Origin of the sequence: Pseudactinotalea terrae, from assembly GCF_009733845.1 — a bacterium.
In the GTDB taxonomy this organism is placed as follows: domain Bacteria; phylum Actinomycetota; class Actinomycetes; order Actinomycetales; family Beutenbergiaceae; genus Pseudactinotalea; species Pseudactinotalea terrae.
Genome location: NZ_WNXZ01000012.1, coordinates 1 through 13,849 on the forward strand (window position 1 = coordinate 1; position 13,849 = coordinate 13,849).

The following is a 13,849-nucleotide window of genomic DNA, read 5'->3' on the forward strand; positions in this document are numbered from 1 at the left end:
CCTCCAGCACGGTGCGGTCCAGGGGGTCGGTGACCATCCGCGCCCACGGCCCTCCCGCGGCGAGGGCGCGGGCCACGGAGGCGGGGATGGGTCCGTAGCCTTCGAGGTGGGCGGGTTCCTCGGATCCGGGTAGGTCGGCGCCGGGACCGTGCTGGCCACCCATGAGGGTGGTCAGCGGGATCACGACCCGCACGTGCGCGGACTTACCTCCGATCACTCCGACCCGCATGCTTTGACCGGGTGTGGGGCATGCCCCGGTGGCCGCACCCGCTGCCGTGCGTGCTGCGGCATCCTGTGTCGTTCCTGCCGCACGGTCGGTGCCAGCTCGCGAGACATCCTCGCGGGTGACCCTGGGGACAGGCGGGCCTGCGGCGCCCTGGCCTGGCGCATCGGATCGACGCTGCTCTGCTAGGCCATCGAGTGGCTCAGCGCCGCCGAGGAAGAACGGCGGCGAGCCGCTCTGGTCGATATCGCCATGCTCGGATCCGGGATCACGATGCCGCGATGCACCGCCAGCCGGCCCACCGCTACCGCCGCCACCAACGGGCTCCGCACCCGAGATCGGATCCGGGGTGGCGTCGTGGGCGTGTGGGGTGGCGTCGTGGGTGGGGTGGGGGCAGGGGCCGATGATGCCGGTCACGATGGCGGTCCCACCCATCAGGGCGAGGGCGTCGGCGCGGAGCTGGTCCAGGGTGCGGGGGTCGCCGCTGGTCTTGGCTGAGCGGGCGGCGGCGTCCAGGGCGCGGTAGAGCTGGTTGGCCTCCACCGCGGGCATGAACGCGTAGATGCTCGCCATGCCATCGGGCAGCACCCGGGGCCGGTCCACCCGCCGCTGGGTTGCTGCTCGTTGGCAGCGGTCCTCGAATCGTTCGGGTTGCACGCTGGCCCTCGCGGCAGCCACATCACGGCGTACCGCGGTCGCGGTGGCGTGCGGTGCTTTGGCCAGCACGATGTCCTGCACCTGTAAGGCTTCCAGCATGCCCAGGTCCTCGATGCCCAGGGCGATGATGTCGGCCTTGGCCGGGTCGATCTGCCCGCTCTCCAACGCTTCCGCGGTCGGACCGGCCGGGCCCGCGAGCAGCCGGGCCGAGCGCACCAGCCGGCTCGCGGCCCGTTTACCCATACCCAGGCGCAGCGCAATGTCGTCGGAAGCGATGCTGGGCTGGTTGACCCGGATCCCCAGGTGGTCCAGGTTCGCCAGGCCTTGGTCCAGGCCCTCGCTGTTGGCCAGCTCAGCGACCGCTTCCCGCATCTTGGCACCGGCGTAGGAGACCAGCCGGGACCAGTGCGCCACCAGCTCCAGCGCGTCGTAGTCGTTCTGCACCAACCCCGCGGGCAGGTGCTCCAGCTCGTTCATCAGATACCCCGACGCAGGCACCTCCTCCAACCACCCGACCGGCCCCAGCTCGGGATGACTGGGCTGGGCAGCCCACTCAGCCTCGAGCTGCTCCACCCAGCCCGCTGGCGGCTCATCACTCCAGGGCCGCACCGGCACCCCCGACCAGTCACGCTCGTCCCAGACCGCGTTACCCGCCTCCACCATGATCCCGTCGACCTCGACCCACTCACGCCCAGCGATCGCAGCCGGCACCTCGGAATCGGCCAGGGCGTGCTCAGGCAGCGCGTGCTCAGGCAGCGCGTGCTCAGGCTCCTCTGCCTGATCGCTCTGCTGGGGCTGCTCACCCGTCGGCTCGAACATGCATACAGTCTATAGGTAGTGTCCGACAATGGCCAGACTTTCGGCGAGATTCCAAAGAGAATCCGGGACACCGCCGTCGGCCCACAGCTGTCTGACCCGACGCTAGAGACGGGGACCGACACGGAGAGCACTGAGTCAGCGATGACGCAGTCGCTCGCTGGCGCCGAAAGACTGGTCCGGCGCAGTGCGAGGCCGGCCGCTGACGCGTGCAGCGCGGTCAGCAGCGCAGCTCGTCGGGGCGGGCCGGGTGTTGCTCAGCCGCCGGGCCGCACCAGCCCGGACTCGTACGCGAGCACCACGAGCTGGGCACGGTCGCGCGAGTGCGTCTTGGTGAGCAGCCGGGACACGTAGGTGCGGGCCGTGGCCGGGCTGATGACGAGCTGGTCGGCGATCCCGGCGTTGTCGAGCCCCTGCCCGATCAACGTGAGGACCTCGCGCTCACGCTCGGTCAATGACGCGGAGCCCGGGTGATCGTCAGGATCCTTGAGCGGGCCACCGGAGACAGCCGCCGCGACGACCCGCCGCGTCACCGCGGGCGCCAGCAGCGCGCCACCGTCGGCCACCGTCCGCACCGCGCTGCGCAGCTCCTCGGGACGTGCGTCCTTGAGCAGAAAGCCGGCGGCGCCCGCGCGGAGGGCGTCGAACACGTGGTCGTCGGTGTCGAACGTGGTCAGCACGAGCACTCGCACGGCCGCGAGCGCAGGGTCGGCGACGATCCGCCGGGTCGCCTCGATCCCGTCGATCCCGGGCATCCGGATGTCCATGAGTACGACGTCGGGCACGATCGCCCGAACCTGCTCGACGGCGGCCAGCCCGTCGGCTGCGTCACCCACCACCTCGATGTCCTCTGTCCGCGACAGCAGGGCCCGCAGCCCGGCGCGGATCAGCTCCTGGTCGTCGGCGATGAGGAGGCGGATCATGTGGGAATCCTCGCCGAGACGCTGAAGCCGGTGCCGTCGGCACGCGGGCCGGTGCGCAGCGAACCACCCACGAGCTGGACCCGCTCGGCCATCCCGCGCAGCCCCGCGCCATCGGCGGCAGGTCCGCCAGCGGGCCCACGGCCGTCATCCTCCACGCGCACCACGACGACCCCCGGCTCCGAGGTCACCGTGACCCACGCACGCTCCGCGCCCGCGTGCCGGAGCACGTTGGTGAGCCCCTCCTGGACGATCCGGTACGTCGTCATGCCGGCCGTGGCCGGCACGGCCTGAGGTTCGATCTCGATGACCTGGACGACGTCGAGACCAGCGCTCCGGGCGCCGTCGACCAGACCCTCGATCGCAGCGATCCCACCCACGGGGTCGAGCGAGTCGGGGCTGTCGCCGCGCAGCACCTGGACCGTGCCGCGCAGGTCCCTCATCGCGGTGCCGCTGGCCTCCTGGATCGCGCGCGTGGCCTCGAGCGCCGCATCCTGCTCACCCGCGACGACCGCCTCCTCCGCGACCGCGGCATGCAGGGACACCACCGACACGGTGTGGCCGAGCACGTCGTGGAGGTCACGTGCGAGCCGCACTCGCTCGTCGGCGAGCCGCTGCGCCGTGCTGCGCTCCGCCTCCCGCCGGACGGCCGCGAGCGTGCGCTCCTGCTCGGCGCGCAGCTCGTGCCGGCTGCGCACCGCGTCACCGAGTGCGATGGCGCCGCAGAACACGGCCAAGGTCGTCGGTACCTGCAGGCCGAGGAGCAGCAGCAGGTCCTGGCCCAGCAGCACCCGCGAGGCATAGGCGAACACCGCCACTGCCAGCGCCCACACCGCGGCGAACCGCCAACGCCCGGCCCACGCCACCGTGTAGATCGGCACCGCCAGCGGGATCTCGAGACCGACGGCGGGGAAGCCCGACGCGTAGTAGCCGAAGATGCCGACGGTGCACACCAGCAGCACCGGGATCGGCCACTGCCGACGGAAGAACACCACCACCGCGATGCCGACCAGGAACGCGTAGCCGAGCACGTCGAGCGGCCGATCCTGCGCGCCGGGATCACGCGCGACCGTCGCCAGCAGCAGCACCGCGAGCACCACGACAGCGAGCACGCCGTCGCTGAGCGGGCGGACGCGGTTCATGCCTCGAGCCTAGGGACAACCCTCCCCCCGCACAGTCGCCCGGAGGCGACACCGCGTGCTCCGCAGGTCGCTCTGAGGCGACACCCAGGTATCGACCCCGGGCCGATGTGTGGCGATGACGCCGTTCGTAGCGTCATGGAGATGACGACGTACCCACTCGCCGTGCCTCCGGCGCCGCCGCCTGCACGTTCCGCAGGAGCGACCGCCGGGACCCTGTGGATCCTGCGCCTCCTCTCGGGAGTCCAGGCGGTGCTGCTGCTGGCGCAGCCGATCCTCGCAGGCCGGTTCCTCGACGGCGACTTCCCCTCGCTCTCGCAGCACGGCGCCGTCGGTCTGCTGCTCATGGGCCTCGCATGGCTGGTCGTGATCGCTGCGGTGCTCGCCTGGCGGCCCGGGCGGCTGCCGGCGTGGCCGATCGCAGTGGCCGCGGCCTGCGCCTTCCTGCTCCCCATCCAGCTCGGCATGGGGCACGCCCGCATGCTCGCGGTGCACCTCATCCTGGGCGTCGGGCTGGTCGCGGCCGGGGTCGCCGTCGCGATCTGGGCCTGGCGGCCGGGGCGGGCGCGGCACTCGTACCGAGCGCCGAGCAACCGCGCGGTGCCCGACGGCGGGGTGCAGTACCGATGATCGCGTCACGTCGGACCTTCCTCGGGCTGGCAGGGACGGCCGCGGCGACGGCGGTGCTCGCGGGATGTGGCGGCGGCAGCTGGTTCACTGGCAACGGGACCGGGTCCCAGGGCGCGCTGCTCGCCAGCGCGGTACCGCTCCCCGAGCCGTTCCAGGTGCCGCTGCCGATCCCGCCCACGATCGAGCCCACCAACGGGACGATCGAGCTGACGGCGCGGCGCTCCGCCGTCGAGATCCTGCCCGGCCGCACCACGGAGATCCTCGGCTACGAGGGCATCTTCCCCGGGCCTACCATCCGCGCCAGCTCGGGTGAGGAGCTTCAGGTACGGCTGCGCAACGACACCGAGATCGACACGGTCCTTCATCTTCACGGCGGCCGCACCCCCGCCGAGCACGACGGCTACCCGACCGACCTGATCGTGCCCGGTGCAGAGCGGTCGTACGTGTACCCCCTTCAGCAACGTGCCGCGCCGCTCTGGTACCACGACCACGCGATGGACTTCACGGGCCCGAACGTGTACGCCGGGCTGGCCGGCATGGCGCTGCTCGGCTCGCAGGAGGAGGGCGCGCTCGGCCTGCCGAGCGGCGAGCGCGACGTCCCGCTCGTGATCGCCGATCGATCCTTCGACGGCGATGCCGCCTTCGCCTACCCGCTCGCCGATCCTTCACGCGGGCGACCGGGTGTGACGATGCGCTACCACGGTGGCGTGCTGGGCGACTGCGTGCTGGTCAACGGTGCCCCGTGGCCGGTGATGGAGGTCGATGCGGCCCGGTACCGGTTCCGCATCCTCAACGCCGCCAACGCGCGGCGCTTCGACCTCACCCTGGACCAGGGTGTGACGTTCACCCAGGTGGGGACCGACGGCGGGCTGCTGGAGCGCCCGGCGGTGCGCCGCGTGATCGCGGTGGCCGGTGCCGAACGAGCCGACGTCGTCATCGACTTCTCCTCGGTGCCGGTGGGCACGCGGGTGACGATGACGAACTCGCTGGACGCGGGCGGCCCCGGCCAGGTGATGCAGTTCCATGTGGTCCGCAAGGCGGCATCAGACGACACCCGGGTGCCGGAGCAGCTGTCCGTGATCGACGCGCTCGACCCCGGTGCGGTGAGCGTCACCCGCGACCTGCACTTCGCGCTCGGCGCCACCGGGTCCGGTCATCACGGGATGGCTGACTGGAACGTCAACGGCGTGACCTTCCACGACGGTGACGTCTTCACCGCCCAGCGCGGCACCCTGGAACGGTGGCGGCTGAGCAGCGACGTGCACCACCCTGTCCACGCGCACCTGCTCCACTACCAGGTGGGCGCCCCGGGTGGCGACGGCCTCGCATGGAAGGACACGATCGACCTCCGGCCCGGCGGCTCCGCCGAGGTCCTGGTGCCGATCGAGGGCTACGCCGGCCGATACGTGCTGCACTGCCACAACCTGGAGCACGAGGACATGATGATGATGGTGAACTTCAGCGTCGTGTGAGCAGGTCGCCGGCCGGGTCTAGACGACCCGGCGGACCTCTTGCGGCCACCCGCACCCGACGGCGACCTTCGCCGCCCAGAGCCGCGCGGTCTCCTCGTCGGGGACGTCGACGACGGCGAACCCACCCAGCACCTCGGTGCTCTCGGTGTAGGGGCCGTCGGTCAGGGTGGCGTTCACGTCGTCACCGGTCGGGACCGCGTGGGCGACCGTGAACCTGGGGTCGCCCTCCTCGACGAGGCCGCCGGCGAACACGTACACACCGGCCTGCTTCATCTCCTCGACGACCGCCTTCGACGGCTCGACGCGACCGCGGAACCACTCCTCGGTGTGCTCCCCCACCCACTGCTGGTTGAAGTAGATGACGTACTCGGCCATGACGTGCTCCCTCCGGGCGGGCTCTGGCTGCCCGCCCAACTCGTTGTCCCTATGACGCGCGGGGGCGACCGATATCGACAGGTCAGCGACGCCGACGCAGCGCGATCAGCCAGGACCCGTAGTGCTCGGTCACGGTGCCGCCCAGTTCACGTACGGCAGCGGCGGCCTCCTCGACCTCCACCTCGCTCCAGTCGGAGAAGGTGCCGAACAGCAGCCGGATCTGTCGCTCGCTGAGCTCGATGGACCAGGCGAAGTGATCGAGGCTGACCTGCTCGAACAGGCCGTCGGAGGTGAGCTTGGCCGCCGTGAGTTCGGCGATGGACAGACCGTGCCGGGACGGCTGGTCCCGCTCTGCCACGATCTCGCGGACCCGCTCACGGAACGGCGTGTCCGCGACGCCCTCGCCGGGGCCGTAGACGTTGCGCCAGACGAGCAGCAGGCCGTTCTCGGTGAGCGCGCGATGGACCTTCGGCAGGAGCCTGTCGAGATCCATCCAGTGGATCGCCGTCGCAGCGACCGCCAGGTCGAAGGCGCCCGCGCCGAGGTCGGCATCCTCGGCCGCGGTCTCGATCACGTGCGCGGCGGGATACCGCTCGCGCAGCCGGGTCGCGAGCTGATGACCGGGCTCGACGGCGGTGACCTCCAGCCCAGCCTCCAGCAGCACCCCGGTGGCCTGACCGGTGCCCGCACCGAGGTCCACGGCCCGCTGCCCGGGCCGCAGCGCACCCAGCTCGTCGATCCGTTGCCAGAGCTCCGGCGGGTACGGCGGCCGCGCCTCCTCGTAGGTCGCCGCATGCTTCTCGAAGTGCCGGGGGTCAGTCACGATCGTCGATCCTAGGATCGCTCGCGCCGTCGAGGGCATCCAGGTCCCGCAGCGCGAAGCGCAGGTGCTCCCACTCCTCCTCCAGGATGGTGTGCAGGCAGGAGCGCACGGTCTCGGCGTGCTCGGGCGAGTGCGGGTTGGCACGCGGCTCGTCGAGCTGCTCGGGGGTGAGCGCCGCGATGAGGTCCCGCACCATCGCGACACGCTCGGCCCGTACCTCCAGCACCTCGGCGAAGGGCGGCGTCCCGGGCCTGAAGGCTGCTGCGTCACCGCCGTCGCTGCCGTACGAGGAGTCGGGCTGGCCGATCGGGTGGTGCGGGCTCTCCACCTGTTGGATCGCCTGGCGGAGCCAGGTGTCGGTGGCCATGACCAGGTGGCGCAACGTCTGCGAGAAGGACCACTCGCCGTCGACAGAGATGTCCACCGATCCGGCAGGCATCGCCGCCGCTCGCTCCTGGGCGGCGCCCCACGCCTGCTCGACCTTCGCCCACGCCGAGCCCAGCCCGGCCGGATCGGCGGCTCGCCGCTCGTCGCGCCCAGGGAAGCGCCGGTTGAGCTCCGCCTCCACGTACGGCGCCACGTCGACGCCGTTGACGAGCATCCCGCTCGGGTCACCGGGCAACCAGGGTGCGTCGATGTCAGCGCCCGCGATGTCGACGCCGCGCATCACCACGCCGCTCAGGTCGGATTCGACGAAACGCGCCCCCTGCAGGTTCGCAGCGACGAACGTGGCGCCGCGCAGGTCACCGTTGAACGCATTCTCCGACATGCCCGCAAGCCTGGCACCAGCCGCCGACAAGGGCTACCCGTGCCGGGCCGCCCTACGACGAGGTGCTCGCGGTGCGGGAGCGGCACTCGACTCAGCCTGACCCCAGCCCGACCACGTAGGAGTCGACCTGCGCGATCAGGTCCTCGCGGAAGGTGAACACGTCGTTGTAGGCGAACCGGAACCGCCCTGCCTCCCGGTGGTGCCCGGTCCCGGTACCCGTCACCACGATGACGTCACCGGCGTCAATCGTTCGTTCGACGGCGAGCTCAGGGCTCCCCTCGAACGCCGGGTTCTCGATCTCGTCGTCGAACTCGACCTTCCCGTTCGTGGTGCGCAGGCCGTGGATGCACCAGCGCACGTCATCGGTGAGGCAGTCGAGGATCGCCCCGTGGTCGCTGCGCCTGAAGCCGTCCATGTAGCGGTGGACGACTGCTTCTCTGCTGCTCATCTCGTTCCTTCGATGGGGTTCTGGGTTTCGACGACGGCGGCCAGCCGGTCGAGCACGCCCGCCAGTCCGGCCCTGGCTTGCTCGGACCGCAGCTCCGGTGGGAGCCGTCGCTGGTGGACGAGCACCTCGGTCCCGGTGCCGCTGGGGCGCAGGGTGATCTCGGTGACCAGGCCCGTGCGCGACTCGAGCAGCACCAAGCGTGCCGGCGGTTCGACAGCGGTGTACTCGAAGCGCAGCAGCCGGCTCGCGCCATCAGGGCTGCGGGTCTCGAGCTCGACGGTGCCGCCCACATGAAGATCGACCGTCACCGAGTCCGGTGGCACGGTCGCATGGTCGCCGCCCCAGAAGGCGGCGAGGTGCTCGGCGGTGGTGAACATCTCCCACACCAGCTCAGGATCGGCATCGAGGAGACGCGTGCCGATCAGCTGGTCGCCGTCGAGCCTGACGCTCGCCGTCATCGGCCGCGCTCCTCGCGCACCGAGGCCAGGTGGCTCTCGAGGCTGTTGAACCGTGACTCCCACTCCCGCTGCTGCTCGCTGATCCAGCCGACCAGCTCCTGCATGCGGTCGACATCCAGCCGACATGGTCGCCGCTGACCGTCGACCCGTTGCTGGATCAAGCCGCAGCGCCGCAGGATGCCCACGTGCCGCGAGATGGCCTGATGGGTCAGGTCGAAGGGCTCGGCGAGCTCGCCGACGGTCGCCTCCCCCCGCGCGAGCCGACTGATCATCGCCCGGCGGGTCCGATCCCCGAGCGCCGCGAAGGCCTCGTCGAGGTCGAGCTCGGGTTCAACGACTGCCGTCATGGCAGCAACGGTATCTGCAACATTTAGCTTGTGCAAGCGTTCGTTTGTATATGGTGCCGACGCGCAGCGCCCAGCGTCGACCTTGCGGAACCCTGACAGCGCTGTTATAACAGCACTGTGAATTCTTCGGCCGCCGACCCGACACGCGCACCGGGCCGCTGGGACAGCCTCTTCGCGCTGCTCAAGCGGATGGACGACGACATCGAGCAGCTCTACGTGCGCCGCGGCGTGGAGGGCGTGCGTTCCCGGTTCGTCAGGCCGATGATCCGGCTGCGCCACGACGGCCCGATGACGATCTCCGCCCTGGCGTCCTCGCTGGGAGCGACACACTCCGCCACGAGCCAGACCGTGGCAGCGATGAAGCGCGCCGACTTCCTCACGAGTGCGCCCGGCGAGGACGGGCGCACGCAGGTCCTCAGCCTCACCCCGAGGGCGGTCGAGCTGGTGCCGCTGCTGGAGTCCGAGTGGCGAGCCACCGAGGCGGTCGTCGCCGCGCTCGACGACGAGCTCGGGGGTGCCGTCACCGATCTCAGCACAGCCCTCGGCCGCGCGCTGGCGGCGCGGCCGATGTCGCAGCGCCTCGAGGAGGAGCTCGGCAGGTGAGCGTGCGCCGGCATCTCACCGACATCCGGCCGCTGCGCTCCTCGCGGAGCTTCCGCGAGATCTGGGGAGCATCGGTGCTCAACGGGTTCGCGGGCCAGATCGCCGCCGTCGCGGCGCTGGCGCAGGTGTGGGAGCTCACGCACAGCGCCATCTGGACGGGCGCGATCGGGCTGGCCCAGGGCATCCCGCTGCTGCTCCTCGGCGCCGTCGGCGGCTCGCTCGCGGACCGCCTGGATCGCCGCACGATCGTCGTCGTCAGCACGCTCGCGCAGGCGCTGACCGCACTCGGCCTGACCGTGCAGGCGAGCATCGGCAACACCTCTCCGCTGGTGGTGCTGGTCATCCTCGCCATCGGCTCGGCGGCAGGAGCGCTCGGCTCGCCCGCGCGTCGCACGCTCCCCGTGCGGCTGCTCCCCCGCAACCAGGTGACGGCCGGGCTGGCGCTGCAGAACCTCGCGTTCCAGGCGTCGATGCTGGTCGGCCCGGCCATCGGCGGACTGCTCGTGGCGATCGCGCTGCCCGCCGGTTACGCGGCGCAGATGCTGATGATGCCGTTCGCGCTGATCGCGGCGCTCCGGCTGCCGGCACTGCTCCCGGACCGAGCACCCGGCACCAAGGTCGAGCCCGGTGGCTGGACCTTCCCGCTCCGCAGGCCGGTGCTGCGCGGCGCCCTTCTCACCGACCTCGCCACCATGACGCTGTCGATGCCGATCGCGATCTTCCCGATGGTCGACGAGCTCCGGTTCGACGGCGATCCGCGGACCCTGGGCCTGTTCCTGACCGCGATCGGTGCGGGTGGCATCGTCGCCGGGCTGGTGTCCGGGCTCGTCGCTCAGCTGCCCCGACCCGGCCTCGTCCAGCTGGTCTGCTCGGCGTGCTGGGGTATCGCCCTCGTCGGGTTCGCGTTCGCCTCTCACGCCGCGATCGCACTCCTGGCCCTCGCGGTGGCCGGCGCCGCCGACACCGTCGGGGTGGTCACCCGCGGCAGCCTGGTCCAGCTCGTGACCCCGGATGCCTTCCGGGGTCGGGTCAGCGCCCTCGACCATGTCATCGGCGTCGCGGGGCCCGAGGTCGGGAACCTGCGCGGCGGCATCCTGGCGGCTGCGCTCGGCGCGCCCGCCGCGCTCGCGGTCGGGGGGCTGAGCGCGGTCGCGGCTGTCGCGCTCATCGGCCTCAGTCACCGCGAGCTGCGCCGCTACGAACCCGGCGCCGGTCTTCCCCTGTGTCGTACCGAGCCAGCACACTGAGATCGTGAGCTTCTGGATCTGCGCGACCTGCGCCGTCGAACATGCCGAGAAGGTCGCCGTGTGCGCGATCTGCGACGACGAGCGGCAGTGGGTGCCGGCCGAGGGCCAGGGCTGGACCTCGCTTCCCGAGCTGGCCGAGGCCGGGACCACGATCACCGTCACCGAGATCGAGCCGGACCTGTACGGGCTGAGCACACGGGGCTCGGTGGGGATCGGGCAGCAGAGCAAGCTCGCCCGCACCTCGGGCGGGAACGTGCTGTGGGACCCGCTGGGCTACATCGACGACAAGGCGGTCGCACGCGTGCGCGAGCTCGGTGGCGCCGCGTACATCGTGGCCTCGCACCCGCACATGTTCGGGGTGCAGGTCGAGTGGAGCCGCGCCCTGGGCGGCGTGCCGATCCTCGTCGCCGAGGCCGACATGGGCTGGGTCGCCCGCCCGGACGAGGCGATCCAGACATGGTCCGACGACGTCGCGCTCCTCCCCGGGATCACCCTCACCCAGCCGGGTGGTCACTTCCCGGGCAGTGCGGTCGCGCACTGGGAGGGTGCCGACGGGCGGGGTGTGCTGCTCTCGGGCGACACGATCTTCGCCAACCCCGACCGCACCTCGGTGTCCTTCATGCGTAGCTACCCGAACCGGATCCCGCTCTCGGCCGCGGTGGTCGAGCGCGTCGCGGCGCACGTGGGCAGGTTCGCTTTCGACCGGCTCTACAACAACTTCGAGGGCATCATCCCTGCCGATGCCGCGGCGGTCGTGCAGCGCTCAGCCGCTCGCCACGCCGCGTGGGTGCGAGGTGACTTCGACCACCTGACCTGAGCGCCGCCGCTGGGCCCGCCCTCGCGTCAGAGGGCCAGCTTGAAGCCCACGTGGCTGGGCGTGAAGCCGAGGCGTTCGTAGAAGCGGTGCGCGTCGGTGCGGGTGGCATCGGTGGTGAGCTGCACGAGGCCGCAGCCGTGGCGGCGCGACTCCTCGATCGCCCACTCGATGAGCTGGGCACCGAGCCCGGTGCCGCGCGCGGCGGCGTGGACGCGCACGGCCTCGATGATCGACCGCAGCGCACCGCGTCGCGACAAGCCCGGGACGAAGGTCAGCTGCAGCGTGCCGACGACGGCGCCGTCGCGGCTCAGCACGACCAGCCGCTGGTTGGGGTCGGTCGCCAGCTGTTCGAACGCCGTCCGGTACGGCGTGAGGTCCTCGGGCGACTCGCGCGCAGCACCCAAGGGGTCGTCGGCGAGCATCGCGACGATCGCCGGCAGGTCATCGATGGTGGCGGGGCGGATGTCGAGGACGGTCACGCTCCTCACCTTAGGCACCGCAGGGCGCGTACCTCAGGACACGATGGCGTGCGGGTATGCCTCCGCACGGTGCTGGAAGCTCGTGATGCGGGGGTTCTGGATGACGCCGTCGCGGATCTCGATCGCGCGGCGGATCGTCTCGTCCGCGTCCCAGCCCTCCGGTCCGGCCATGACCGCCGGGAGGTACTCCAGCAACGCGTCGCTGTTCTCCCAGGTGGCCGAGCTCCAGAGGAAGGACGGGCTGTGATCCACGGCGTAGTTGTGGAGGCCGTTGCCGACCTCGAAGATCGGGTCCGCGAAGGAGGTGGGGCGCGCCCACTCGAACCCCATCCCCTCGTCGCAGGAGACGTCGATGAAGAGCGTGCCTGGCGCGAAGTGGTGCAGGTCCTCGTTCATCACGAACATCAACGGGGCGTCGGTGTCCTGGAGGATGCAGTTGACGACGATGTCGTAGCCGGCCAGCACCTCCGCCAGCGGGCCGGGCTCGGGGTCCTTGAGCGCGAGCGTACGGCTCGGGTTCTTGGGGTCGCGGGCGAAGTGCTGCAGCACGACCGACGCGAACGGGGAGGCCACCGCCGTGGTGTGCCGCTGTGTGAGCACGGTGACGTCGCTGACACCGAGGGCGGACAACGCGCGCACCGCGCCGCGCGCCGTGGCTCCGAAGCTGATGACGGCGGCGCGGAGGCGCCTGCCGTAGTCCCCGGTCATGCCGCGCAGCCCGAGCGCGTGGAGGACCGAGGAGTACCCCGCGAGCTCGTTGTTCTTGTGGAACACGTGCAGGTTGAACGCGCCGTCCCGGGTCCAGTGGTTCATCGCCTCCCACGCGATCAGCGTGAGGCGGCGATCGATGGCCAGCTGCGTCATGCGCTCGTCCTGGACGCAGTGCGGCCAGCCCCACAGGATCTGGCCCTCGTGCATCTCCTCGAGGTCCTCCGGCACGGGCTTGGGGAGCACGACGACGTCGGACTCCGCGACGAGCTCCGCGCGTGAACGCACGCCGCCCACCAACCGCCTGAGCTCGTCGTCGGGGACGCCGAAGCGCTCGCCGTACCCGTGCTCGAAGAAGAGCCGCGAGCGCAGCCGCTCCTCGATGCGGTCCAGGTGCGCCGGGTGGATCGCCACGCGGTGCTCGTCAGGTTTGCGGGTCGAGCCGAGGACACCAGCGGTCAGGTTTCTCACTTCGTGACTGTACGCGCCGGTCCGGCAGCGTAGGGCCGAGGCCGCGGCTGATGCCGACCGGCCCGCACCAGCGCCGCTGCCGCCAGCAGCACCGTGAGACCCTCAGCGACAGCGCTGGCCGTCTTGGCCGGGTACCACATCGGGTCGTACATCGACGGGACGGGACCCATCGCCGGGATCTCGAACCAGGTCGATGCGAGCACCGCGACCAGCGATGCGCCGGCGACCAGGAGCGCAGCGGCGTGGGCCCACCACCGGCCGGTGACCAGCACGGCGAGCGCGACCAGCGCGGCGGCGAGCGCCTGCAGCCGGAACAGCGTCTCGCCACCGATGCCTCCGGGTGCCGCGAGCCCGATGGGCTCGGCGAGCTGCCAGTGCACGACGGCGGAGACCGCGAGACCCGCGGTGACGCCGAGCCGCAGCAGCCCGGCTACGGGCGCGGCCATC

At 71.4% G+C, this 13,849-nt stretch carries 17 protein-coding genes; 5 read left to right on the forward strand and 12 right to left on the reverse strand.

Annotation, left to right across the window (positions count from 1 at the left end; all coding sequences use genetic code 11):
• From GPA03_RS22060 to GPA03_RS22070, 3 genes are all read right to left on the reverse strand, one after another.
• On the reverse strand, nt 1–1,699 hold a 1,699-nt coding region (locus tag GPA03_RS22060; protein WP_156254215.1), incomplete at its 3' end, for a DUF222 domain-containing protein.
• 254 nt (nt 1,700–1,953) lie between these two features.
• Nucleotides 1,954–2,619, reverse strand: coding sequence for a response regulator transcription factor (locus GPA03_RS22065; protein WP_156254216.1), 666 nt, complete (start codon nt 2,617–2,619; stop codon nt 1,954–1,956).
• Nucleotides 2,616–3,758: a sensor histidine kinase gene (locus tag GPA03_RS22070; RefSeq protein WP_156254217.1), complete on the reverse strand. Its 1,143-nt coding sequence runs from the start codon at nt 3,756–3,758 to the stop codon at nt 2,616–2,618. Before GPA03_RS22070 ends, GPA03_RS22065 begins: the two co-directional genes overlap by 4 nt.
• Before the next feature lie 141 nt (nt 3,759–3,899).
• On the opposite strand from GPA03_RS22070, the gene GPA03_RS22075 reads away from it, so the two are divergent.
• Together GPA03_RS22075 and GPA03_RS22080 are read left to right on the forward strand one after the other, a co-directional pair.
• Nucleotides 3,900–4,385: a hypothetical protein gene (locus tag GPA03_RS22075; RefSeq protein ID WP_156254218.1), complete on the forward strand. Its 486-nt coding sequence runs from the start codon at nt 3,900–3,902 to the stop codon at nt 4,383–4,385.
• Nucleotides 4,382–5,857, forward strand: coding sequence for a multicopper oxidase family protein (locus tag GPA03_RS22080; RefSeq protein ID WP_156254219.1), 1,476 nt, complete (start codon nt 4,382–4,384; stop codon nt 5,855–5,857). The genes GPA03_RS22075 and GPA03_RS22080 overlap by 4 nt, the downstream gene beginning before the upstream one ends.
• 18 nt (nt 5,858–5,875) lie before the next feature.
• Here GPA03_RS22080 and GPA03_RS22085 read toward each other — a convergent pair whose 3' ends face one another.
• From GPA03_RS22085 to GPA03_RS22110, 6 genes are all read right to left on the reverse strand, one after another.
• Nucleotides 5,876–6,232 carry a YciI family protein gene (locus GPA03_RS22085; protein WP_156254220.1) on the reverse strand — a complete coding sequence of 119 codons (357 nt, stop codon included), beginning with the start codon at nt 6,230–6,232 and terminating at the stop codon, nt 5,876–5,878.
• Nucleotides 6,233–6,314: 82 nt separating this feature from the next.
• Nucleotides 6,315–7,055, reverse strand: coding sequence for a class I SAM-dependent methyltransferase (locus GPA03_RS22090; protein ID WP_156254221.1), 741 nt, complete (start codon nt 7,053–7,055; stop codon nt 6,315–6,317).
• A complete protein-coding gene (locus GPA03_RS22095; protein WP_156254222.1) occupies nt 7,048–7,824 on the reverse strand; it encodes a DinB family protein in 777 nt (258 codons plus the stop codon). The genes GPA03_RS22090 and GPA03_RS22095 overlap by 8 nt, the downstream gene beginning before the upstream one ends.
• 91 nt (nt 7,825–7,915) lie before the next feature.
• Nucleotides 7,916–8,272, reverse strand: a complete 357-nt coding sequence (locus GPA03_RS22100; RefSeq protein WP_156254223.1) for a nuclear transport factor 2 family protein — start codon at nt 8,270–8,272, stop codon at nt 7,916–7,918.
• Nucleotides 8,269–8,730: an SRPBCC family protein gene (locus GPA03_RS22105; RefSeq protein ID WP_156254224.1), complete on the reverse strand. Its 462-nt coding sequence runs from the start codon at nt 8,728–8,730 to the stop codon at nt 8,269–8,271. The genes GPA03_RS22100 and GPA03_RS22105 overlap by 4 nt, the downstream gene beginning before the upstream one ends.
• A complete protein-coding gene (locus tag GPA03_RS22110; RefSeq protein WP_156254225.1) occupies nt 8,727–9,077 on the reverse strand; it encodes an ArsR/SmtB family transcription factor in 351 nt (116 codons plus the stop codon). The genes GPA03_RS22105 and GPA03_RS22110 overlap by 4 nt, the downstream gene beginning before the upstream one ends.
• A 117-nt stretch (nt 9,078–9,194) precedes the next feature.
• Here GPA03_RS22110 and GPA03_RS22115 point away from each other — a divergent pair, with 117 nt between their 5' ends.
• The 3 genes from GPA03_RS22115 to GPA03_RS22125 are packed head-to-tail and all read left to right on the forward strand — an operon-like array spanning nt 9,195 to nt 11,744.
• Nucleotides 9,195–9,680: a MarR family winged helix-turn-helix transcriptional regulator gene (locus GPA03_RS22115; RefSeq protein WP_206673684.1), complete on the forward strand. Its 486-nt coding sequence runs from the start codon at nt 9,195–9,197 to the stop codon at nt 9,678–9,680.
• On the forward strand, nt 9,677–10,927 hold the full coding sequence (locus tag GPA03_RS22120) for an MFS transporter (RefSeq protein WP_156254226.1): 1,251 nt from the start codon (nt 9,677–9,679) through the stop codon (nt 10,925–10,927). The genes GPA03_RS22115 and GPA03_RS22120 overlap by 4 nt, the downstream gene beginning before the upstream one ends.
• Before the next feature lie 4 nt (nt 10,928–10,931).
• Complete coding sequence (locus GPA03_RS22125) at nt 10,932–11,744, forward strand: MBL fold metallo-hydrolase (protein ID WP_156254227.1); 813 nt, start codon at nt 10,932–10,934, stop codon at nt 11,742–11,744.
• Nucleotides 11,745–11,770: 26 nt separating this feature from the next.
• Here GPA03_RS22125 and GPA03_RS22130 read toward each other — a convergent pair whose 3' ends face one another.
• Genes GPA03_RS22130 through GPA03_RS22140 form a run of 3 tightly spaced genes read right to left on the reverse strand, consistent with a single transcriptional unit; the run spans nt 11,771 to nt 13,848 of the window.
• A complete protein-coding gene (locus tag GPA03_RS22130) occupies nt 11,771–12,223 on the reverse strand; it encodes a GNAT family N-acetyltransferase (protein ID WP_156254228.1) in 453 nt (150 codons plus the stop codon).
• Nucleotides 12,224–12,256: 33 nt separating this feature from the next.
• Entirely contained in the window at nt 12,257–13,402 is a 1,146-nt protein-coding gene (locus GPA03_RS22135) for a N(5)-(carboxyethyl)ornithine synthase (RefSeq protein ID WP_156254229.1), read from the reverse strand.
• Nucleotides 13,399–13,848, reverse strand: a complete 450-nt coding sequence (locus GPA03_RS22140) for a hypothetical protein (RefSeq protein ID WP_156254230.1) — start codon at nt 13,846–13,848, stop codon at nt 13,399–13,401. The genes GPA03_RS22135 and GPA03_RS22140 overlap by 4 nt, the downstream gene beginning before the upstream one ends.
• Nucleotide 13,849 lies beyond the last annotated feature (1 nt).